General features: G+C 73.9%; 22 protein-coding genes and 1 pseudogene. 13 read left to right on the top strand and 10 right to left on the bottom strand.

What is annotated here, in order from left to right; genetic code table 11:
• Positions 1–9: 9 nt before the first annotated feature.
• Positions 10–183 carry a thiazolylpeptide-type bacteriocin gene (locus tag ACWDAS_RS27085; protein ID WP_089228050.1) on the bottom strand — a complete coding sequence of 58 codons (174 nt, stop codon included), beginning with the start codon at positions 181–183 and terminating at the stop codon, positions 10–12.
• A 220-nt stretch (positions 184–403) separates the two neighbouring features.
• Between ACWDAS_RS27085 and ACWDAS_RS27080 the strand changes: the two genes are divergently transcribed.
• The gene (locus ACWDAS_RS27080) at positions 404–1,720 is read left to right on the top strand and encodes an amidohydrolase (RefSeq protein ID WP_450395815.1); all 1,317 of its coding nucleotides are present in this window, start codon (positions 404–406) and stop codon (positions 1,718–1,720) included.
• A gap of 144 nt (positions 1,721–1,864) precedes the next feature.
• Here the strand turns inward: ACWDAS_RS27080 and ACWDAS_RS27075 are convergent, their stop codons facing one another.
• Complete coding sequence (locus ACWDAS_RS27075) at positions 1,865–2,299, bottom strand: YciI family protein (protein ID WP_450395812.1); 435 nt, start codon at positions 2,297–2,299, stop codon at positions 1,865–1,867.
• Positions 2,300–2,647: 348 nt separating this feature from the next.
• On the opposite strand from ACWDAS_RS27075, the gene ACWDAS_RS27070 reads away from it, so the two are divergent.
• On the top strand, positions 2,648–3,583 hold the full coding sequence (locus ACWDAS_RS27070; RefSeq protein ID WP_450395809.1) for a Ppx/GppA phosphatase family protein: 936 nt from the start codon (positions 2,648–2,650) through the stop codon (positions 3,581–3,583).
• 164 nt (positions 3,584–3,747) lie between these two features.
• Here ACWDAS_RS27070 and ACWDAS_RS27065 read toward each other — a convergent pair whose 3' ends face one another.
• Both ACWDAS_RS27065 and ACWDAS_RS27060 read right to left on the bottom strand, forming a co-directional pair.
• The gene (locus ACWDAS_RS27065; protein WP_450395806.1) at positions 3,748–4,929 is read right to left on the bottom strand and encodes a PP2C family protein-serine/threonine phosphatase; all 1,182 of its coding nucleotides are present in this window, start codon (positions 4,927–4,929) and stop codon (positions 3,748–3,750) included.
• Complete coding sequence (locus ACWDAS_RS27060) at positions 4,926–6,614, bottom strand: sensor histidine kinase (protein ID WP_450395803.1); 1,689 nt, start codon at positions 6,612–6,614, stop codon at positions 4,926–4,928. The genes ACWDAS_RS27065 and ACWDAS_RS27060 overlap by 4 nt, the downstream gene beginning before the upstream one ends.
• 119 nt (positions 6,615–6,733) lie before the next feature.
• On the opposite strand from ACWDAS_RS27060, the gene ACWDAS_RS27055 reads away from it, so the two are divergent.
• From ACWDAS_RS27055 to ACWDAS_RS27020, 8 genes are all read left to right on the top strand, one after another.
• A complete protein-coding gene (locus ACWDAS_RS27055; RefSeq protein WP_450395800.1) occupies positions 6,734–7,114 on the top strand; it encodes a hypothetical protein in 381 nt (126 codons plus the stop codon).
• 2 nt (positions 7,115–7,116) lie between these two features.
• Positions 7,117–7,545 (top strand): response regulator, encoded by a 429-nt coding sequence (locus ACWDAS_RS27050; protein ID WP_450395797.1) that lies wholly within the window; start codon positions 7,117–7,119, stop codon positions 7,543–7,545.
• A 115-nt stretch (positions 7,546–7,660) separates the two neighbouring features.
• Positions 7,661–8,119: an ATP-binding protein gene (locus tag ACWDAS_RS27045; RefSeq protein WP_450395794.1), complete on the top strand. Its 459-nt coding sequence runs from the start codon at positions 7,661–7,663 to the stop codon at positions 8,117–8,119.
• A 170-nt stretch (positions 8,120–8,289) separates the two neighbouring features.
• Complete coding sequence (locus ACWDAS_RS27040; RefSeq protein ID WP_450395791.1) at positions 8,290–8,856, top strand: NADPH-dependent FMN reductase; 567 nt, start codon at positions 8,290–8,292, stop codon at positions 8,854–8,856.
• A 71-nt stretch (positions 8,857–8,927) separates the two neighbouring features.
• A complete protein-coding gene (locus ACWDAS_RS27035) occupies positions 8,928–9,785 on the top strand; it encodes a PP2C family protein-serine/threonine phosphatase (RefSeq protein WP_450395788.1) in 858 nt (285 codons plus the stop codon).
• Positions 9,786–9,794: 9 nt separating this feature from the next.
• On the top strand, positions 9,795–11,021 hold the full coding sequence (locus tag ACWDAS_RS27030) for a PP2C family protein-serine/threonine phosphatase (RefSeq protein WP_450395786.1): 1,227 nt from the start codon (positions 9,795–9,797) through the stop codon (positions 11,019–11,021).
• Between the two features lie 99 nt (positions 11,022–11,120).
• Positions 11,121–11,741, top strand: a complete 621-nt coding sequence (locus ACWDAS_RS27025; protein WP_450395783.1) for a DUF1349 domain-containing protein — start codon at positions 11,121–11,123, stop codon at positions 11,739–11,741.
• 197 nt (positions 11,742–11,938) lie between these two features.
• Positions 11,939–12,223, top strand: a complete 285-nt coding sequence (locus ACWDAS_RS27020; protein ID WP_450395782.1) for a hypothetical protein — start codon at positions 11,939–11,941, stop codon at positions 12,221–12,223.
• Between the two features lie 161 nt (positions 12,224–12,384).
• On the opposite strand, the pseudogene ACWDAS_RS27015 reads toward ACWDAS_RS27020, so the two are convergent.
• From ACWDAS_RS27015 to ACWDAS_RS27005, 3 genes and pseudogenes are all read right to left on the bottom strand, one after another.
• Positions 12,385–12,453 (bottom strand): annotated as a pseudogene (locus ACWDAS_RS27015) (hypothetical protein); the annotation flags it as partial.
• 684 nt (positions 12,454–13,137) lie between these two features.
• Positions 13,138–14,004: an alpha/beta fold hydrolase gene (locus ACWDAS_RS27010; protein ID WP_450395780.1), complete on the bottom strand. Its 867-nt coding sequence runs from the start codon at positions 14,002–14,004 to the stop codon at positions 13,138–13,140.
• 92 nt (positions 14,005–14,096) lie between these two features.
• On the bottom strand, positions 14,097–14,750 hold the full coding sequence (locus tag ACWDAS_RS27005; RefSeq protein WP_450395778.1) for a hypothetical protein: 654 nt from the start codon (positions 14,748–14,750) through the stop codon (positions 14,097–14,099).
• Positions 14,751–14,928: 178 nt separating this feature from the next.
• On the opposite strand from ACWDAS_RS27005, the gene ACWDAS_RS27000 reads away from it, so the two are divergent.
• Positions 14,929–15,696 (top strand): hypothetical protein, encoded by a 768-nt coding sequence (locus ACWDAS_RS27000; RefSeq protein ID WP_450395775.1) that lies wholly within the window; start codon positions 14,929–14,931, stop codon positions 15,694–15,696.
• Positions 15,697–15,836: 140 nt separating this feature from the next.
• On the opposite strand, the gene ACWDAS_RS26995 is transcribed toward ACWDAS_RS27000, so the two are convergent.
• Positions 15,837–16,760, bottom strand: coding sequence for an RNA polymerase sigma-70 factor (locus ACWDAS_RS26995; protein WP_450395772.1), 924 nt, complete (start codon positions 16,758–16,760; stop codon positions 15,837–15,839).
• A gap of 426 nt (positions 16,761–17,186) precedes the next feature.
• Here ACWDAS_RS26995 and lexA point away from each other — a divergent pair, with 426 nt between their 5' ends.
• Positions 17,187–17,885, top strand: a complete 699-nt coding sequence (gene lexA, locus ACWDAS_RS26990; RefSeq protein ID WP_450395769.1) for a transcriptional repressor LexA — start codon at positions 17,187–17,189, stop codon at positions 17,883–17,885.
• Between the two features lie 30 nt (positions 17,886–17,915).
• Here lexA and ACWDAS_RS26985 read toward each other — a convergent pair whose 3' ends face one another.
• Together ACWDAS_RS26985 and hemC are read right to left on the bottom strand one after the other, a co-directional pair.
• Positions 17,916–18,590: a ThuA domain-containing protein gene (locus ACWDAS_RS26985; protein ID WP_450395767.1), complete on the bottom strand. Its 675-nt coding sequence runs from the start codon at positions 18,588–18,590 to the stop codon at positions 17,916–17,918.
• Positions 18,591–18,854: 264 nt separating this feature from the next.
• Positions 18,855–19,790, bottom strand: a complete 936-nt coding sequence (gene hemC, locus ACWDAS_RS26980; protein WP_450395764.1) for a hydroxymethylbilane synthase — start codon at positions 19,788–19,790, stop codon at positions 18,855–18,857.
• 154 nt (positions 19,791–19,944) lie between these two features.
• On the opposite strand from hemC, the gene ACWDAS_RS26975 reads away from it, so the two are divergent.
• Positions 19,945–21,642, top strand: a complete 1,698-nt coding sequence (locus tag ACWDAS_RS26975; RefSeq protein WP_450395762.1) for an ArnT family glycosyltransferase — start codon at positions 19,945–19,947, stop codon at positions 21,640–21,642.
• Positions 21,643–21,768 lie beyond the last annotated feature (126 nt).

The following is a 21,768-nucleotide window of genomic DNA, read 5'->3' as shown; positions in this document are numbered from 1 at the left end:
TCCGGAGGATCAGGCGGTGCAGCTGGTGGTGCTGGTGGTGCTGGAGCAGGTGCTGGTGCTCGAGCAGCTGGTGGACGAGCCCAGCATGACCTCGCTGGCGTCCGAGTAGTCGGTGATCTCGAAGGTCTCGGACTCCAGTTCCAGGATCTCCTGGGCGAGCGACTCGAGCGAGTTCTGCGGCATCGTGTCTCCTCCTGACGGGACGGGCCGGTCGGCCCATGGCGAACGCGACGACAAGGGCCCGGCCCGGGGCGCCGGTTGCGGACAACCGCGCACCCCCGCGCCGTACCCGGGTCCTTTGTAGCGGGGCCCGCTGGCAGATCCATGCGCGTCCCGCTGTCACCCCGCTGTCAGCCGCCTGCGCGGCTCCCCCGTCCCGACGCCCCATCGCAAGGAGTCTGCTGTGAGCCCTTCCCCGACCGGCACCGGCGGCCCGGTCCTCGACGGCCTGCCGGCGGTGCTGCGGCCCACCGTGGCGGACTACCTCGACCTGCACCGGCATCCAGAGCTGTCCGGCGCCGAGCAGCGCACCGCGGCGCGGCACGCGGAGCGCCTGCGCGCCGCAGGGTTCGACGTCTCGACCGGCGTCGGCGGTCACGGCGTGGTCGGAGTCCTCCGCAACGGCCCCGGCCCGGTCGTGGCGCTGCGCGCCGAACTCGACGCCCTGCCGGTCGAGGAGGCCACCGGACTGCCGTACGCCAGCGAGGCCGTGGCCCCCGACGGCGGCGGCCGCCCGGTTCCCGTCATGCACGCGTGCGGGCACGATCTGCACCTGGCGTGCCTGGGTGGTACGGCCGCGCTGCTCGCCGGTTCCCAGGAGCACTGGTCGGGCACGCTCGTGACGGTCGGCCAGCCCGCCGAGGAGACCCTCGGCGGGGCCCGCGCCATGCTGGAGGACGGCCTCTACACCCGCTTCCCCGTTCCGGACGTCGTCCTGGCCCAGCACACCGCTCCCCTGCCGGCCGGGATGGTGGCCCATGCGCGGGGCCCGGTGCTGGCGGGCAGCCGGTTGCTGGAGGTCGTCGTGCACGGGTCGGGCGGGCACGCGGCCAGCCCTCACCTGGCGGTGGACCCCGTGGTGGCCGCCGCCGCGATCGTGCTGCGGCTGCAGGCGGTCGTGTCGCGGGAGACCGCGCCGGCGGAGCAAGTGGTGCTCACCGTCGGCTCGTTGCACGCCGGCACGCGGGGCAACATCGTGCCCGAGTCGGCGACGCTGGAGGTCTCCGCCCGCGCCTTCACCGACGAGGCCCTGGACCGCGTCACGGCGGCGGTACGGCGCATCGCCACCGCCGAGTGCGCGGCCTCCGGCTGTCCGAGGGAGCCCTCCGTCCGGACCCTCGCGCAGTCGCATCCCACGCTGCCGGACGCCACCACCGCCGCCGTCGTACGGCGTGCCCATGAACAGGCGTTCGGCGCCGGGCGCGTCGGGGTCTGGCCCGCGTCCACGGCCACCGAGGACTTCCCGCTGTTCGGCCCGGCCGGCGTCCCCCTCCACGGCGCGACCGGCGTCCGCACCGCCTACTGGATGCTGGGGTGTGTCGGCCCGGGCCAGTGGGCCCGGACGCCGGGAGAGGGTGCCGCGGCCAAGATGGCGGCCCTGCCGCCGAACCACTCCCCCGGCTTCCGCCCCGACCCCCGGCTCGCCGTCCCCGCGGGCGTCACCGCGCTGACGACGGCCGCCCTGGCCCATCTGGCGGGCCCCGCGGGCGCGGCACGGTGACCGCGCGAAGGCGCGCCGGACGGCAACGCGCAGGGCAGGCACGACGGCCGAGGCGGACGTCGGCGCCGGGCCGGGCGACCACGCCCCTGCGGGGCGGGTCCGCGCGGCAGGCCCTCGAACCCGGGTGCCGCGAGCACCGTCCCGTCACTCGCCCGACCGAAGGCAGCTCTCCATTCCGGCGACGTCGCCCGGCACGTCGTCCATCACCCGCCGCACATGGACGGGCTGCCGGGTCGGCACGCCGCCCGCACCGGGGACGGCCGAGGCCCTCGCGGCGATCTCGATCGCCCGCTCCTGGGACTCGACGTCCACGATCCGGTAGCCGGCGACCCATTCCCCGACCTCCGCGAAGGGGCCGTCAGTGCGGACGGGCGCGCTCACGCCGTCCGAGGTGACGATCGTGGCAAGCTCCGGACCCGTCAGGATCCGGGACTCCACCAGTTCGCCGCTGGAGACGAGTTCCCGGTGCAGGGCCGCGCAGTAGTCCAGGTGCGCCGTGATCTCCTCGGGCTTCCACTCCGTCATCGGGGGCGTGCCAGCGCCGGACCCGTAGGTCACGGCCAGCAGGTACCTGGTCACCGTCTGCTCCTTCGCTCAGGCGCGCCCTGCCGGCGCGCTCACCCCTGGACGGAGCCGGTGCCCGGATCTCGACAGGCTCCGCGGAACCCTCCCTTCCACTCGCCGGACCTGCCTCCGGGGGACCGCGACCGCCCGGTGCCCCCTGAAACGATCTCGTCAAAAGATCTTGACTTGGCGGCGCACCGGACCGTGAATAGGACGGCGCGCTGCCCGTCACCAGGGAGGAACAGCGGTCGTTCCGGGCGATTCCGGGGAATTCCGGGGAACGCCGGGGAATGAGGACAGTGCGGTGCCGATACGGGGTGGAGGTACGGATTGAAGGCGGAACGGAAGGTACGCAGAACAGGAGTGCTCGACGTCGGGTGCCACAGCGCCCTGCTCACGGTCGTGGAACGGCGGGACGGCTCGCCCCTGCGGCCGGTGCTGGCGCGCAAGGTGCGGTTGAGGCTGCACGAGACGCTCGACGCGACGGGGCGGATGGACAGGTCGGGCGTGCGGAGCGTCCAGCAGGCGGTGGCGCGCACGCTCGCCGCCGACGGGGAGCATTCCCTGCCCTCGGTCTACGCCTTCGCCACCTCCGTCATCCGGGACGCGCCGAACCGCGACGAGGTCATCGCGCAGGTGGCGCGGACCACCGGTACGCGGCTGCGGGTGCTGTCCGGTGAGGAGGAGGCCCGGCTGGCCTATGTGGCGGCCCGTCAGTGGGCGGGTCCGGACGGGGTGCCGCTGCTCGTCCTGGACATCGGGGGCGGCACCCTCGAGCTCGCGGACGGCACGGCGGAGCAGCCGCGCACGGTTCACTCGCTCCCCCTCGGGGCCCGCGCGGTCAACCGCCGGTGGGACCTGGTGCACGCGGTCTCCTCCAAACGGCGGCTGCACGAGGTTCGCGACCGTCTACGCGCGTCCCTCGGCACGTTGGGCGACGACCTGCCGCAGGCACCGCGGGACGGACGGGTGCTGGCCTCCTCGAAGACGTTCACCCAGCTGGCCCGCCTCGCCGCCGCCCGCGACACGACGGGCGAGGGCCCGGAGCGTCTGTCGCTGGCCCAGGTGCGGGAGATCGTTCCCGTCCTCGCCGCGAAGGGCCCCGAGGGGCGTGCCAAGCTGCCCGGCATCTCCCGGCACCGGGCCGGCCAGTCACTGGCCGGGGCACTGGTCGCCGAGGCGCTGATGGAGATGTGCGGGGCCGACAGCGTGGAGATCTGCCCCTGGTCCACCCGGGAGGGGCTGCTCCTGGAGCGTCTGGAGTCGATGGCCCCCGCCGCCCGCCGCCGCGCCGGCTGAAGGGCAGGACGGACCGGGGCGGGAGCGGTGTCAGACCGGCCGGCGAGCACCTGAAGGAACCGGGCGCCGGCCCCGACAGGCTGTCGCGCCGGCAGCGCGCCGCGACTGCCGCGGGAGCGGCACGCGCCGCCCCGCCCGACGTATCCGGCTCGGACCCGGGTGTTTCAGTCGGCCCCCCAGTCCAGGCGGAGCACCGCCAGGTCGTCCGTGTGGCGTTCGTCGTTGAGGTCGCGGACCTGCCGGATCAGCGCGTCGAGGTGCGCGTCGGGCCCCGTGGCGGGGGTCCGGGCCAGCAGGCGCAGGAGCCCTTCCGGGCCGAGCCGGTCACCGGCGGTGCCCGCGTGGCCTTCGATGAGCCCGTCGGTGTAGAGGGTCAGGGTCCCCTGTTCCGGCAGGTCGAGGAGGGTGGCGGGCCACTGGTCGAGGCCCGGGGCGATGCCGAGGGCGACCCCGTGGCCGGCCTCCACCTGCCTCGTGACGCCGCCGGTGGTGAGCAGGGGCTCGTGGTGCCCGGCGAGGTGCACGGTGGCCCGGTACGCGGCGAAGTCCAGGGTGAGCAGGGTGCAGGTGGTGAACAGGTCCGGGTCGGAGCGTTCGGCGACCAGCATCCTCTCCAGCAGGCGCAGGAGTTCCGGGCCGCGGTGGCCGCCCAGGGTCAGCGCGCGCCAGGCGATGCGCAGGCAGACGCCGAGGGCCGCCGCGTCGGGTCCGTGGCCGCTGACGTCACCGATCACGGCGTGGACACGTCCGTCGTCGGTCTGCACCACGTCGAGGAAGTCACCGCCCAGCAGGGCGCTCTCCCGCCCCGGGAGATAGCGGCTGGTGGCCGCGACGGCGGGCGTGGTCAGCAGGGGCTGCGGCAGCAGACCGCGCTCCAGCCGGGCGTTCTCCTGCGCGCGGAGCCGTCCGGCCTGCAGGTCGGCCCCGGCCCGCTCGGCCTGCTTGCGCTGGACGGCGTAGCGCACGGCGCGCTGCAGGAGTTCCGGCTCGACCTTGCCCTTGACGAGGTAGTCCTGGGCGCCGGTGGCGAGGGCCTCGGCACCGGCCTGCCCCTCCGCCAGGCCGGTCAGGACGATGACGGCGGTGTCCGGGTCTGCCCGCTGGATCTCGCCGACGGCGCCGAGGCCCGCGGCGTCGGGCAGGTGCAGGTCGAGCAGGACGCAGTCGGCGCTGCGCGCGGACAGTTCGAAGCAGGCGTCCGCCAGGGTCTTGTGCCAGACGAGCGTGTACCGCAGAGAGGTGTCCGCCAGCAGTTCGGTCACCAGCAGGGCGTCACCCGCGTCGTCCTCGACGAGCAGGATCCGGTGGTGGGTGGCGGGGTCGAGGGGCGCGAGGGGGGTCGTCACCGCCGGGACTCCCCCGTACCCCCGTCGCCGTGCGCCGTGGCGGGCCCCTGCCCGGCCCCGGACCCGGACTCGGGTCCGGGAGCGGTGTCGGGCCGGGCGGGGAGGGTGAAGTCGATGCGGGTGCCGGGGCCGTACTCGGGGTCGATGGCGATGCCGCCGCCGTGGAACTCGACGATCTTCTTGCACATGGCCAGGCCGATCCCGTTGCCGGGATAGGCGTCCTTGGTGTGCAGGCGCTGGAAGATCACGAAGACCTTCTCGGCGTACTCGGGGTCGATGCCGATGCCGTTGTCGGTGACGGAGAACCGCCACAGGTCGCCGTCGCGCCGGGCCGCGATGTGGATCCGGGGCGTGCGCCCGGGGTGCCGGAACTTCACCGCATTGGAGATCAGGTTCTGCCACAGCATGCCCAGCTGTGTGGTGTCCCCGACGACAGTGGGCAGCGGGTCCCGGGTGATCTCGGCGCCGGACTCCTCGATGGCGACGCTCAGCGCCTCGGTCGTCGTGTCGGCGATCCGGTCGAGGTCCACGGTGCCCTGCTGGTTGTGGACCCGGCCCACCCGCGAGAAGGCCAGCAGGTCGTTGATGAGGGTCTGCATCCGGTTCGCGCCGTCGACGGCGAACGCGATGTACTGATCGGCCCGCTCGTCCAGCTGGTCCCCGTAGCGGCGCTGCAGGAGCTGGGTGAAGCTCGACACCTTCCGCAGCGGCTCCTGCAGGTCGTGCGAGGCGACGTAGGCGAACTGCTCCAGCTCGGCGTTGGAGCGCTTGAGGTCGGCGGCCTGCTCGTCGAGCAGTTGGCGGGCCTTCTCGGCGAAGGAGAGCTCGTCCGCGAGGCGGCGCCGCATCCCCTCCACGTCCTCGCCGAGCCGGCGCAGGTCGGCCGGTCCCGTCACGGTGACGGGGTGGTCGAAACGGCCCCGCGTCACGTGCCGGACCTCGGTGCCCAGCCGCTCGAGCGGACCGGTGATCCCGCGGCGCAGGCCCTCGAAGACCAGCACGGCGAGCAGCACGATGACCGCGGCGATCGCGGTGAACACCCAGTTGCGCAACCGCACGGCGCGGTCGAGCTGGGTGCCCGCGGCGATGCGCGCCTGCCGCAGGTGGTCCTGCTGGGTCGTCAGGGCGCCGCGGACCCGGTCGAAGGCGGTCCTGCCCTCGTCCGCCCGCTCGGTGGCGAGCGGAACCGGCGCTCCGGGCGGGGCGGAGGCGGCGGCGACCGGCCGCGCGATCCGCTCCTGCCAGGCCGCGGCCGCGGTGAGGACGGCGTCGAGGTCCGCGCCGGCCCGCTCGTCGCCCCGGACCAGGGGACGCAGCCGGTCCAGGGCGGTCTTCTCGTCCTCCAGCCCCTGGGTGTAGGGGTCGAGGAACTGCCGCCGGCCGCTGAGTCCGTAGCCGCGGACACCGGTCTCCTGGTTGACCAGCGCGGCCTCCAGCCGGACGGAGTTGACCAGGGCCGGGGAGCGGACGTCGACCAGCTGGTCGGTCAGGGCCGAACTCCGGTCCAGCGCCCATATGCCGAGCGCGCCGAGCACGGCGAGCACCGCGAGGGCGAGGCTCACGCCCACCTGCAGCCACCGGCGGGTCGTCCACGCCGAGAACCGGCCCGCGCCGCGGGCGTCGCGGGGCACGCTCGGTGCCTGCGACCCGCCGGCCGCCCGCACGATCGTCTCGCCAGTTGCCACGCTGTGCGCCCTCCGCTTCCATGGCCGCCGTCGTGTGTCCGCGCGGCGGGAGCCAACTGTAGCCGTCCCCGCGACAACACTTGTTGTCGCGGGAATCTGCAGGTCCTAAGGTGGGGGCCATGCCTGGCACCCACTTCGCTCCGCGTCTGCCGGAGGAGGAACTCGCCGCACTGGCGACCGGCGCGGTCGACGACCTCGCCCGGAGGCTCGTCCGTCGTGGCCTGCGTCCCCTCACCGTCCCCGGTGCCGCCGACGACGGTACCGAAGCACGCGGAGAGGCCCTGGCATACCTGCACATGCTGAACCTCCTCCAGCAGGCGGTCGAGCACCTGGAGAACCGCGCGGCCGAGCAGGCGGCCGCCGCAGGTGCCGGATACCCCCAGATCGGCCGTGCCTGCAACATCAGCCGCCAGGGCGCCCGCCGCCGCTGGCCCGGCCTGGTGACCAGCGACACCCCCCACCGTCCCGAGCGGCGCACCGACCGGACCCGGAGCCAATGACGATGATCGCCCCAGCCCGCCCCTACGACGTGCTCCTGGTCGAGGACGACCCCGCCGACGCCATGCTCATCGGGGACGCCCTGGCCGAGCGCGGAGCGCGCAACCTCACCCAGGTCGAGGACGGCCTCGCGGCCCTGGACTACCTGCGAGACCCGGCCAACCGCCACCCGGACCTGATCGTCCTGGACCTCAACATGCCGCGGATGAACGGCCACGAGCTGCTGGCCGTCCTGAAGAACGACGAGGACCTGCGCGCGATCCCGGTGGTCGTCCTCACCACCTCCGCCGCGCCGGACGACGTCACCGGCGCCTACCGGCAGCACGCCAACGCCTACGTCACCAAGCCGGTCAACCTCGACGACTTCGAGCGCGCCGTGCGCAGCATCGACGCCTTCTACCTGGACACGGTCACCAGGCTGCCCCGCGAGTGAGCGCCGGACGGCGCATGCCGGTCGGCGGGTGCGTCAGTGCCGGAAAACGGGGTAGACGCGTCTTCGGCCGCGCGTGAGGGCGGCCGCGCTGTGACGTAGTACGAAAGGCACGAGCATGGAACCGAGGCTGGACGGCCGTACCGCACACCTGGCCGACTGGCCGTGCATCCATGCCGGTTTCGCCCACGAGGGCGACTCGGAGGCCATCTCGGCGGCGCGGCGCTTCGCCGCCGACTTCCTCGCCCGCGCCCAGAGCGAGCACGGCGTCCCGGTGCCCACCGAGACGATCGAGGCCGCGCAACTGATCGTCAGCGAGCTGGTCACCAACACCTGCAAGTACGCTCCCGGTCCCGGTCTGCTCGACCTGGAACTGGACGTGGACGCGGCCACGCTGCTGGTGTCCGTCTGGGACACCAGCAGCACGCTGCCCCTGGCCCGCGCCGCCGAGCCGGGACGGATCGGCCAGCACGGCCTGGAGATCATCCTCGCGCTGTGCGAGGGCTACGACGTGCAGCGCCAGCCGGTGGGCAAGCGCATCACGGTCCGCATCGCCCTGGAGTCCCCCGCGCGCTGACGCGCGTCGCGGACGGCGACCGGTCGTGGACGGCGACCGGGTGAATCGGCGGCCCGGGCGGGTTGGCCCGGGGGCGCGCATGGAACGTGCCTCACGCGCCGACCCCATCGCCGACCCGCCCCCACCGCTCCGGCCCGGCCACCGGAACAGTACCGTTCAGGAGCAGTGCCATGACCAGGATCGCCGTCATCCTCGGCAGTACACGCCCCGCGCGTATCGGCGAGGCCGTCGCGCAGTGGGTGTACGAGATCGCCGCCCGCCGGGACGACGCCGAGTACGAACTCGTGGACGTCGCCGACTACGACCTGCCGCTGCTCGACGAACCGATGCCGCCGATGATGGGCCGGTACAGCCGGCCCCACACCCTGGCCTGGGCGGAGAAGATCGGCTCCTTCGACGGATACGTCTTCGTGACCGCCGAGTACAACCACTCCATCCCCGGCGCGCTCAAGAACGCCATCGACTACCTCTTCGCCGAGTGGAACAACAAGGCGGCCGGCTTCGTCTCCTACGGAAGCGCCGGCGGCACCCGCGCGGTCGAGCATCTCCGGCTGGTCATGGCCGAGATCCGCGTCGCCACCGTCCGCGCGCAGGTGGCGCTGTCCCTGTTCCGCGACTTCGCCGACATGAGCCGCTTCGAACCGGGCCCGCACCGCGCGGGCGAGGTGGGCGTCGTCCTGGACGAGGTCGTCACCTGGAGCACCGCCCTGGCCCCCCTGCGCCGGACGGCGCCCTGAGGCGGCGGCCCCGGCCGCCCCGGGCGGCGGCGGGGCGATGCACCGGGCGGGCCCCGGCTAGGGTCTGGCGCATGGACGATCAACCCGGGGGCGGAATTCAGGCGTGCGCGGAGTGCGGCGGGACGGTGGCACCGGACGGCCACTGCTGGGACTGCGGCGTCGCACAGCCGGCGTTCCGCTCCCGTGTGGAGACGACGGCGGGAGGCGCCGCGGGCGTCAGCGACCGGGGGAGGCGGCGTGAGGTGAACGCCGACGCGATGGCCGTGACCACGGCCGGCACCTGGACGATCGGCGTGGTCTGCGACGGGGTGTCGATGTCGCCCCGGTCGGAGCGGGCGGCCCGGCTCGCGGCCGAGGTCGCCTCGACGGCTCTGGCGGCGGCGTTGCGGGCGGGCACCGTGCCCGAGATCGCGCTCGACGCCGCCGCCCGGCGCGCGGACGGCGCGGTCCGCGCGCTCGCCACCTCCCCCGACGAGGCCCCGGCCTGCACCTTCGTCGCGGCCGTCGCCGGTCCCGAGGGCTTCTGGTGCGCGTCGATCGGCGACAGCCGTGCCTACTGGCTGCCGGACGAGGGCCTCGCCTTGACGCTGACCGAGGACGACACCGGCGAACTCGACGCCCTGTCCGCGTGGCTGGGAGCCGGCGCCGGCGAAACCGTGCCCCGCATCCGCAGCGCCCGGCCCTCCGTTCCCGGCCGACTCCTGCTGTGCACCGACGGGCTGTGGCGCTGCTTCCCCGACGCGGAGGCGGTACGGGACCGGCTGCTCGCCACCGCGCGGCGCGCGGGCCGTGGGAGCGGCCTCCTGGACGGTGCGCGCTCGCTCGTCGGGTGCGCCCTGGAGGCCGGCGGACACGACAACATCACGGCCCTGCTGCTCCCCGTGCCCGCCCATGTCCCGCCACGGGCGGGGGCGGCGGGAGAGGTGTAAGCAGGAGATATGCGTTACCCACGACGCGCGGACACGTACTGGTCCGCCGAGCGGAACCCTGCCCTGATCGTGGTCCCGGTGCTGCTGATCGTGGCGATCGTGATCAGCGACCTGCTGATCCCCACGGAAGGCCACCTGGGCCCGCTCCTGGTGGTGGCGCCGGCGCTGACAGCGTCGTTCGGCGGGCTCCGGCTCACCGCGCTCATCGGTGGCCTGGCGGTGGCGGCGCTCACGGTGGTGTCCGTGGCCGACGGCACCATCACCACCTCCTACCGGCAGAGCGAGATCATCGCGCTCATCCTGGTCTCCGCCTTCACCGTGCTCTTCTGCCGGCTGCGCGAACGGCACCAGGCCGAACTCAAGCAGGTGCGCTCGGTCGCGGAGGCGGCGCAGCAGGTCGTCCTGCAGCCCCTGCCGGAGCGGATCGGCCCGCTGCGGATCGCCTTCGACTACCAGGCCGCCGAGGACCAGGCCCGGATCGGCGGCGACCTGTTCGCGGCGGTGCGCACCCCGGGCGGCACCCGGCTGCTCATCGGGGACGTACGCGGCAAGGGCCTGCCCGCGATCGGTGACGCGGCGCTGCTGCTCGGCGCGTTCCGCAGCGCCGCCTACCGTGCGCCGCCGCTGACGGCACTGCACGCGCACCTGGAGGCGACGGTGTGCTGGAAGGCGGCGCAGGCCACCGGCGACGGCGCCCAGGAGGACACCACGGTCGAGTCCTTCATCACCGCGGTTCTGGCGGACTTCCCCGACGACCGGCCCGAGGTCCGGATCCTCAACTGCGGTCACCCGCCCCCCTTCCGCCTGGCCGGGGACGGCCTCGCGGCCCTCGACCCCACCCAGCCCGCACCGCCCATCGGGCTGGGACTGCTGCAGCACTCGCATCCGGGCGTCGACACCTTCCCGTTCGCTCCCGGTGACATCCTCATGCTGTACACCGACGGCGTCACCGAGGCGCGGGACGCCGCCGGGCGCTTCTATCCGCTCGCCGAGCGAATCACCTCCTGGCCGGAGTGCCGGACCCCGGACGAACTGGTGCGGCACGTCCGTGACGACCTCCTCGCCTACTGCGGCGGCCGGCTCGGCGACGACGCGGCCCTCATCACCGTGCGGAGGGAACCGGTCGTCCGCGCCCGCTCGCGGGAACCCCGCGCGGCTGAGGACGCCTCGGCCCTGCCCGCGGGCACGCACGCCGCCCCGTCCGCGACGGCGTCCCGCCGCCCCGAGGAGGGCTGACCCGGCGAAGTCCCGGTGCCGCGCGGGCGGACCCTGGCGCCTGCTGCTGTCGGAGCGCTGATCTACGCTGGGCGATCACGCCACCCGGAAGGACGGTCCATGAACCAGCAGCGCCCGATCGACTGGTCCGAGGCCACATGGCTCAACGCCCCGCAGCGCGCCGAGGCGGACGGTTCCGGAATGCTGGTCACCACCCGCGACCGCAGCGATTTCTGGCGCACCACCGGCTATGGCTTCGTCCGCGACGACGGGCACGCCCTGCTGGCCGCCTTCCCCGCGGACACGTCGATTGAGGTGACCTTCCTCGCGGACTTCGACACGCTGTACGACCAGGCCGGACTCATGATCCGCGTCGACGCGGAGAACTGGATCAAGGCCGGGGTCGAGATGTCGGACGGCATGCCGCACCTGGGCGCGGTGGTCACCCGCGGGGTGTCCGACTGGTCGCTCGCGCCGGTCCCCGAATGGGCGGGCCGCCCGGTCACCGTACGCGCCAGCCGTTCCGGCGACGCCGTCACGATCCGCGCCCGCGGTGGTGACGGCCCCTGGCGGCTGGTCCGCCTGGCCCCGCTCGCCCCGGACGCCGCCGCCGGCGCGGGCCCCTTCTGCTGCTCCCCGGAACGCGCGGGCCTGCGCGTCGGCTTCACCGCCTTCACCCGCGGCCCGGCCGACGCGGCCCTTCACGAGCCGCCGCAGTCCGCCGGCGCCGAGGGCCACTGAGAGAACCGGTGCCGTGGGCTTCGAGGGCGGCACCTGGCGCATGCCGGGCGACGGACGAGCGGCGGGCCGGCCTGACGTCCGCGCGGAGCCTGAACGGTGCGACACGCGAGTTGAACAGCCTTTTCGCGCCGCGCCCAGGCCGCGGCGTGGCGGGCGGACCGGGGTGCGGTTCCCGCGAGTACCTTGATCGTCCAGGCGTGCGTTCGCCCCGAGGGAGCCACGCCCCTGTCCGCCGCACCCCGGCGCACGCCGCCGAACCGCTCCGGCACTTCGCCGACCCGCGCGACGGGGCGCAGCTTCCCGCCCTCCACGCCCTCGCCGCCGACCTGACCCACCTCGTGTCCCGGCGCGACCACCGGATCGTCCCCGCGACCGTCGCGGGCCGCGACCCGGGACCGGGACGGCGCTACGCCGGGACCCCCGCGCATTTCCTGAGCCTGGTAGTGGTACTACCAGGCTCCTTCCTTGACGCCACGACGTAACCGCAGCAGCGTGGGGCATGTGGACAAATAGTGGCAAAAGCAACATTTCGAACATCACCACTTGACTGCGGGACCTCACAACCCGCCGCGCGGCCCGGGCGCACTTCAGACAGTCCGGCGCCATGGTCACGCGCCTCGTCCACGCCCAGGAATCAACCTGGCTAGGGAGAGTTGTCATGCGAATTCCCAAGTGGCCCCTCGCCGCAATGGCAGGACTTGCGCTCGCCCTGGGGGGTGCGGCCACATCGGCCGTCGCCGCACCGGCCAGTTCACCGGCCTCAGCGGTCAGTTACGCCGATCACGGCGGTGGCGGTGGCGGTGGCCACGGCGGCGGTGGCGGCCACGGCGGCGGCTACGGCGGCGGCCACGGTGGCGGCTACGGCGGCCACGGCGGCTACGGCGGCTACGGCGGCTACGGCGGTTATGGCTACGGCTATGGCGGCCACGGCGGCTGGGGCGGCTGGGGCGGCTGGGACGACGACGGCTACGGCGGCGGCTACGGCGGCCACGGTGGTGGCTACGGCGGCGGTGGCTACGGCGGCGGTGGCTACGGCGGCGGCCACGGTGGTGGCGGCGGCTACGGCGGCGGGCGGTAGTACCCATACCGGGGACTGGTCCACGACCAGCCCCCGGTCCCGGCTGAACAACCTGAGGCCGACCGAAGCAGGGCTTTGACCCCGCGCAGCCGGCTACCCCTCATGGAACGGAAGTCGCACCCACGGGAAACCGGAGGGCGCGGCTTCCGCCCTTTGTGTCCGCGACACGGCTCGAGCGGACCCGTGTGGGACGCGTCTGCGGCTGGACCACGCGCTGCGCTCATGCCCGGCTCCGTCCTCCGCCGGACCGCCCCGCCCGGTGCCGCGCCCGGCCCTCCGGCGGTTCCCCGCGCCGGCGGGCGCACTCAGCCATGGACATCAGGGCAGGACGCGCCCGAGGAAGCCGCGCACGTACCCGGCGATCGCGTCCAGATGGCTCTCCAGGGCGAAGTGACCGGTGTCGAGGAGGTGCACCTCGGCCTCGGGCAGGTCGTTCAGGAAGGCACGGGCGCCGGCCGGGGCGAAGATCTCGTCGTTGGCGCCCCACACCGCCAGCAGCGGCACCTGACTGGTCCTGAGGTACTCCTGCAGCGCCGGGAAGAGGTCCACGTTGCTCGTGTGGTCGCGGAACAGCCGCAGCTGGATCTCGTCGTTTCCGGGGCGCTGCAGCAGCGCGACGTCATGGACCCAGGTGTCGGGGCTGACCAGGGTCTGGTCGGGGACGCCGTTGAGGTACTGCCAGCGCACCGCGTCCGGGGTGAGCGCGTAGCGCACCGCCTTCTCGGTCTCCGGCCCGGGATGGGCTGCGTAGGCCCACACGTCGGCCCAGAAGGAGTCGACGAAGCCCTCCGTGTAGGCGTTGCCGTTCTGCGAGACGATCCCGCTGATCCGCGCCGGGGTGCGCAGCGCCAGGCGCCAGCCGATCGGCGCCCCGTAGTCCTGGACGTACATCGCGAAGCGCTCAACGCCGAGCCGCCCGAGCAGGCCCGCCGTCACGTCGGCGAGCGCGTCGAAGGTGTAGGGGAAGTCCTGCGGGGACGGCATCGACGACCGGCCGAAGCCGATGTGGTCCGGGGCGATGACGCGGTAGCGGTCCGCCAGCAGCGGGATGAGGTGCCGGAACATGTGCGAACTGGCCGGGAAGCCGTGCAGCAGGAGGACGACGGGGGCGTCGCGGGGCCCCGCCTCGCGGTAGAAGACCTGCCGGCCGTCGACGGCGACGGTGAGGTGGCGGACCGGGACCATCACTGACCTCCTGCGGGCACGGCGTACCTGTCGCATGCCACGCGGAGGACGCGGATCACGCTCCTCGGCGCAGATTCACGCGGTTGCTCCGTTCAGGCGTCGTCCCCGCAGACCAGGGCCTGGGTCTGCGCCGCGTCCTCGGGCAGTTCCTGGCCGGGACCGCAGGTCAGGAAATCCCTGTAGGGCACCGTCGACCATGTGCTCACCGTGCCCCGCACGGGCTCCGTTCCGGCGTCCGCGCAGGTGAACCGGAAGGACGCCTCGACGAGCCGCACCCTTACGGAGGCGACCATCTCTCCCGAGTAGGGCCCCGTCGTCCCCGTCTCCACCACGGCGTGACCGGCGCTGAGGGTCCAGGCGGTGCCGATCCGCGCCAGCGACAGTCCGGTCATGCGCTCCAGCGCCCCGACCGCGGCGGCCGGGTCCACACGCGTGAGCCGGCCGGACGGGGTCAAGGTGGCCCGCATCGACCGGATCGGGACGAGCTCCAGCCGGGTCCGCGCGCTCTTCCCCACGGCGATCCGGACGGGCTGAGGGTCGGACACCGCCGCCGGCACGTCGCGCTTCTGGACGTCGCCCCAGTGGAACCGGCCCTCGGCGCAGTGCGTTCCCGCGGTGGTGCCCGGCCGTGCGTGCCCGGCCGGAACGGTGTCCGCGGCCTCACCGTGGGCGCCCGCAGTGCAGGACGTCGTCATCAGGACGGCGGCGGCGCCGAGTGACGCCGACAGCCGAAGTGATGCGTTCATGGGGTTCTCCGGTCTCGGAAAGGGCCTGGACGTGCGCAGATTCAATCCCACCCGGCGCGGCGGCGGCGCACCGGGGCCCCACCGCCTGCGGCGCGCACGAAGTGAGTAGCCGTACTCATGTCCGCAGGCCGACGCGGCGGGACGATGACCGCACCGGATACGGAGGTTGGGGGCGGGCATGGGGCGATTCTTCGGCGCGGTGCTGGCGTTGGCGGTGACCGCGGGGGCGCTTGCGCTGGTGTACGCGGTGGGCGCGCCGTTGCCGGTGGTGCTGGGCTCGGGCGCGGGGGTGCTGTGCCTGCTGTGGCTGCTCGTCCTGCTGACGGTGCCGTGGAACATGTACTTCCGGGCGCACACGGTGCTGGCCGAGATCGCGGTGAGCCGGGAGAAGGGCCTGGTGGTCCCGCCGGCGCGCGACGCCGAGGCCGCCCGGATCGCCCGCATGATGCTGCGCGTCGCGGTCGCGGGCCATCTGCTGACGGCGGCCGGGGTCGTGGCGGTCACGGTGGCGACCGGTCACCGGACGGGCTACTGGATCGCCGGGTTCTTCCTGCTCAGCACGGTGTTCCGGCCCGCGGGGGCCTGGTTCGCGCAGTTGCGCAAGCGGCTGGGCACCCTGCTGGACGACGTGGCCTACCCGCGCGACGACGTAGTGGCGTTGCGGGAGCGTGTCGAGCACACCGACGGCGGCATCAAGGTGCTGGAGGAGAAGGCCGAGGAGCAGTACCGGGCCCTCGCCGAGCTGCGGCGCACCGTGGACGCGCTGGGCGTGGCGGTGTACGAGCGTGCCGAGGACGCCGACCGGCGGATCACCGCGCTGGCGCGGGAGTTCGAGGCGACGGTGAACCGGCTCACCGACAACGAGGAGATCATCACCGGCCTGAAGGCCTTCCTGCGGCTGCTGCGGACGGGCGACGGCCCCGTCGGCCGCGCCGCGGACACCTGACGGGCACCCGGGCAATCGGCCACGGAGCCGCTGCCGCACCGTGGCCGCCGCCGGCGGGGCCGCATCGCCGCACGGTCGCCTCGCTCTCCGGTCGAGGGGACGGGGCGGGCTCCGCGTCGGCGGCACCCCGCCCCGGAGGCCTATGCGAGGGGCTCGCGCGGTCCCGTCAGCGACCGGGTGAAACCGGCGAGCTTCGCCGGGTTCATCACCCACATGAGCTGGTCGATGCCCCGCTCGGAGGCGCTGATGACCAGCAGGGCCACCGGCGTCCCCGCCCGGGAGAGCAGCACTCCCGGCTGCCCGTTGGCCTCGACCCACTCCGCCTCGGTGCCGGGCCAGAACCGCGGGGTGAAGGCCACCAGGAACCTGGCGACGCGGGTGGCACCGGCCACCGGGACCCGGGCGGCGTCGCGCACCGTGCCGCCGCCGTCGGCGTAGCTGACCACGTCCGAGGCGAACAGCTTCTCCAGTCCGGCCAGATCGCCGGTCCTGGCCGCGGCCACGAAGGCCTCGAGGAGCCGCCGGTGCTCCCCCGCGCCCACCTGCTCCCGCCGCCCGGCGGCGATGTGCTTGCGGGCCCGGCTGACGAGCTGGCGGGTGTTGGCCTCGCCGAGGTCCAGCACGGACGCGATCTCCCGGTACGGGTAGTCGAACGCCTCCCGCAGTACGTACGCCGCGCGTTCGGTGGGCGTCAGCCGCTCCAGGAGGAGCAGCACCGCGAACTCCACCGCCTCGCCGCGCTCGGCTCCGACCACCGGATCGGCTCTGGTGTCCACGGGCTCGGGGAGCCAGGGGCCGACGTAGGCCTCGCGCCGGACGCGGGCGGACTGGGTGACGTTGATCGCCAGGCGGGTGGTCGCGGTGGCCAGGAACGCGGACGGATTCTCGACGGCCGCGCGGTCCGTGGCCTGCCACCGCAGCCAGACCTCCTGCACGACGTCCTCGGCCTCCGCGGCGCTGCCGAGCATGCGGTAGGCGATGCCGAACAGCCTGGGGCGCAGTGCGGTGAAGACCGCTGCCGCCTCGTCGAGCGAGTCCGCGCGCTCCCCGTTCCCTGGCTGCATAATCGCTTTTTCCTCCACCGTCGCATTCGCGTCGCTGCCCGCCCCAGCGTACACACGGGGCAATTCCCGCCCGGACTCCGACGCCCGCCACGGGCGCGATATCCCCAGTTCAGAGGCGACGGTCGCCCTCCGGGCGGCCTTCCGGGCCGAGCGGGCGAATTCCCCTCGACGGACCATGGAAGTGGCCGTCCCGTTTTCGCGGGGAATTCCGGCGCCCTTCCGCTTCCCTGCTTGTGGGCGCACCCTCCCCAAATACCGACAGGACAGCGGCTCCGGTTGTGACACCGGGATCCCGCCGGTGATCGTGGCCCCTCCGCGCGATGCGTCCGCCCGCCTTCACGGAATTTCGTACATGCGTTCCAAAAATGCCGTGGAACAGGGTAACGTTACGTATCGAGGCGAGATCCGCACAGGGAGGGACGGGGCATGGAGCCCACCAGGACGACAGTGCGCCGGGGGCGCCCCCAGGGCGCGGACACCACCGGCCCCGACGGGCTGACCAGCCGTCAGACCCGCATCGTCGAGGCGATCCTGACCTCGGTGGAGAACCGCGGTTTCCCGCCGTCCATGCGGGAGATCGGCGAGGCCGTGGGGCTGGCCAGCACGTCCTCGGTCGCGCACCAACTGGCGGTGCTGCAGCGCAAGGGCGTCCTGGAGCAGGATCCGCACCGGCCCCGCGCGTACCGCGTACGGTGCTCCTGGCCGTCGCAGCAGGAGGCCGAACCGGGGGCCGAACCGGTCAGCGCCTCCCCGGCCGCGCACGTGCCGGTCGTCGGCCGGATCGCGGCCGGCTCGCCGATCCTCGCCGAGGAGCAGGTCGACGAGGTCTTCGTGCTCCCCCGGCAGATCGTCGGCGCCGGCGAGCTGTTCGCCCTCAAGGTCGTCGGGGACTCCATGACGGGCGTCGCGATATGCGACGGGGACTGGGTCACGGTGCGCAGCCAGGACGCCGCCGACCACGGCGACATCGTGGCCGCGATGATCGACGGCGAGGCCACCGTCAAGCGCCTCAAGCACGAGGGCGACCGCGTCTGGCTGATGCCGCACAACCCGGCCTACGACCCGATCCCGGGCGAGGAGGCGGTCATCCTGGGCAAGGTCGTGGCGGTGCTGCGGCGCCTGTGAGGCCGTGCGGTGTCCGCGTCGGTCAGGATGTCAGAACGCCGCCGCCGGCATCACCGACCGCAGCCCACCGAGCAGATGCGCCCGGAAGGCGGGGTCCCGGTAGGCCTGCGCGGAGTGGCCGAGCGCCGTGTAGAAGACGGGACCTCCGCCGTACTCGTGGCACCAGACCAGCGGATGGTCCGCGCCCATCGAACCGCCCGCGTAGGAGGACTCGTCGGCGCAGGCCAGGACCCGCACCCGGGGCCGGGGGTTGCGGTCGAAGTCGTACCACTCGTCGGAGACCTTCCACGCCGCGCCGAGGTGCGCGGTGGCCGCGTGGCCGGCGTCCTCGACGAGGAGCGTGCCGGGCTGCAGGGGCGGATGGCCGGTGAAGCGCGCGCCCAGCAGTTCCCCGTAGTACGGCCAGCCGTACTCGGTGCAGGCGGCGGCGTGCACGCCCATGAACCCCGCGCCGTCCGCGTGGTGCGCCACGAAGGCGGCCCGCCCGGCGTCGCTGAGCACATCGCCGCTCGTCGAAAGGAACACCACGGCGTCATAGGGGCGCAGCCGGGCCCCCTCGAAGTCCTCGGGCCGTTCGGTGGCGTCCACCCGGAAGCCGTGCTCGGCCCCCAGCTCGGTCAGGGCGCGGACGCCGTCGGGAATCGAGTCGTGCCGGTAGTCGGTGGTGCGTGTGAAGACGAGCACGCGGGGGTCGCGGCGGGGCAATCGGCTCTCCCGGTGCGGTGACGGGTGGCGGCGGACGCCCACCAGTCTCCCCGGCGCCGCGCGGACGTCAACGGCGGCCCCGGGCAGCGATCCCGGCGCTCCCCGTCATGGACACCGCGGAGCCACGCGGCGGCGTCGCCGGACACCGTGAAGCGCAGCACCCGGAGGATGCGGCGCATCCCCCGGCCTGTGTCATGGGCCCCCGTCACCGTCCCGGCCCCCGCCGGGAGGCAACGTACGGCACGGCCCCGGAAGGCCGGAGCGTCAGTGGCCGATGCTGTCGATCAGCTCTCGGGCGCCCTGCCGCAGCAGTGCCACGGCGACCGAAGTGCCCAGGGTGGCGGGGTCCAGGGGCCCGGCCCACTCGTGCGCGTCCAGAACGGTCTTGCCGTCGGGGGAGAACACCCGGGCCCGCAGCGAGAGGCGCCCGTCGCGTTCGGCACGGGCGTAGCCGGCGATCGGGCTGTTGCAGTGGCCCTGCAGGACGTGGAGGAACATCCGCTCCGCCGTGGTCTCCCGGTGGGCGGTCGGGTCGCCGAGGTCGCTGACGGCGTCGATGGTCTCGGTGTCGCCCTCACGGCACTGCAGGGCCAGGACGCCCGCGCCGATCGGCGGGATCATCGTCTCGACCGACAGCACCTCGCTGATGACATCGGTCCTGCCGATGCGTTCGAGACCGGACACGGCGAGGAGCAGCGCGTCCGCGTCGCCCGCGGCGAGCTTCTCCAGGCGGCGGTTGGCGTTGCCGCGCAGGGGGACGCAGGTGAGATGCGGGTGCGAGGCCATGAGCTGGGCGATGCGGCGCACCGAGGAGGTTCCGATGCGGGTACCGGGCGGGAGTTCGTCGAGGGTGAGGCCGCCGGGGTGCACCAGGGCGTCGCGGATGTCGTCGCGCTTCAGGAACGCGGCGAAGACCGTGCCGGCCGGCAGCGGCCGGTCGGCGGGGACGTCCTTCACGCAATGGACGGCGAGGTCCGCCCGGCCCTCCAGCAGTGCGGCGTCGACCTCCTTGGTGAAGGCGCCCTTGCCACCCAGTGCGGCCAGGTCGCCCAACCACCGGTCGCCGGACGTGGTGACGGGCACGACGTCCGTCCGGATGCCGGGGTGGAGCGCCGCCAGTTCGGCACGCACACGCTCGACCTGGGCCAGCGCCATCGGTGAGGAGCGGGAGACGATGCGGATCAGCTCGGGGACTGCCATGTGCCCACGGTACGGCGTCCGGCGGGCGCCCCGGGCAACAGCCTGAAGGCCACGCGCGACGGCGACGGCGCCGCTAGTGTGTCCCGCGGCGCCGACGGGACGGCGCCGGCGCGGAAGTCGGCGCCGTACGGACACGCACCGGAGTGAGCGCACGATGACGCAGGACCGGCTGTCGCCGCCCGCGGTGTCCCCCGATCCGGCGACGCCGACGGCCGCCGGGAGGCCGGTGGGGCCGTGGCGGCACCGGCGGTGGCCGTACGCGGCGGTCGTGGTCGTACTCCTCGCGCAGATGGCGTTCGCCATGGTCACGACGGCCGTCCAGCAGACGCCGACCATCGACGAACCGGTCTACGTGGGGGCGGCGACGGTCTATCTGCGGGAGCACAGCCTGCGCTTCAACCCCGAGCACCCGCCGCTGGGCAAGCTGATCATCGAGAGCGGGCTGGCGTTCGCCCACCCGCGCCTCGCCCCCGCCTTCGAGGGCGACCAGACGGAACTCGGCCGGAGTGTGCTCTACGAGTCGGGCAACGATCCCTGGCGGCTGATGCTCGCGGCGCGGCTGCCCGTGATCGCGCTGACGCTCCTCTTCGGGCTGGTGGTCCTCGCGTTCGCGCGCGATCTCACCGGCCGCACCGGGGGCCTGCTCGCGCTGGCCCTGTACGCGTTCTCGCCGGACGTCATCGCGCACGGCTCCCTCGCCACGCTCGACGTCGCGGCGGCCGGCTTCCTGCTGACGTCGGTGTGGGTGCTGTGGCGGGCCCGGCAGCGGCCGCGCCTCCACCTGCCGCTGGCCGGCGCCGCGCTGGGCGCGGCGCTGGCCACGCGGATGAGCGCGCTGCCGGCGGTGCCGGTCCTGCTGCTCCTCGCCGTCCTGTCGGTGTGGCACGGTCGCCCCCGGACTCCTGGGCGGCACACCGCGGTCCGCGCGCTGTGGCGTGGCGCGGTCGCCGCGGCCGGGGTCGGGGTGATCGCGGTCGCCGTGGTGTGGGCCGCCTATCTCGCCGTCGACCCGCACCTGCGCTGGACGACGCCCGACACGGTGCCGGCCCTTCACGGCCTGCGCGGCCTCGTCGTCGACGCGCTCCCCTTCCCCCGGGCGTACCGGGACGGGGTGGCCGTCCAGTTCGGCTTCGAGGACTCGGCGTTCGAAGGCTTCCTCTTCGGCCGCCACTACCGGGGCGCGCTCTGGTACTACCTGCCGGCCGCGCTGCTGGTGAAGACTCCGCTCGGCATGCTGGCCCTGTGGCTCGCCGGCGCGACCGCGGTCCTCGCCCTCCCCCGGCTGCGCCCCGCGGCACCGTACCTCCTCGTCCTCCCGGCCGTCCTGCTGGCCGCGGCCATGACCGGGTCCCGGGACTTCGGCGTCCGCTACGTGGTCTTCCTGCCGATGTTCGGGGCGGTCGCGGCGGCCTGTGCGACCGCCCTCCGACGCCGGTGGACGGGGGTCGTGGCCGGGGCTCTGGTCGTCTTCGTCGCCGTCAGTTCGCTGCGGACGTTCCCCTACTACTTGCAGTACTCCAACGAGGCCTTCGGCGGCACCTCCGAGACCCACCTGAGCCTGCACGACTCCAACGTCGACTGGGGCCAGGACCTGGGCCGCCTCGCGGACCGCCTCCGCGAGGGCTATCCGGGGCAGCGGGTGTGGCTGGTCTACAAGGGCAGCGGCGTGCCCGCCCACTACGGCATCCAGGCCTCCGATCCGCTCAAGGTCCCGGCTGACGAGGTCCACGGCCTGCTCGTCGTGTCGGACTCCTCGATCGCCAAGGCCGAGGGACAGCTCGCGGAACTGATCGCCGGGAGCGAGCCGATCGACGAGGTCGGACACTCGATCACGATCTTCCGCCGGGGCTGAGGCCAGGTCACGGGAGGCGCCGCGGCGGCCGGTCCACGGGGGTGGCGATCATGGCCTGGACACGCCGGCGCACGGCTACGGCGTCGACATCTCCGGCTGAACCCCGCACACGGGCCCGTACCCGCG

Source organism: Streptomyces sp. NPDC001070, from assembly GCF_053598835.1.
The sequence above is the reverse complement of the archived record's forward strand: the minus strand, read 5'-3'. Positions and strand labels throughout refer to the sequence as shown.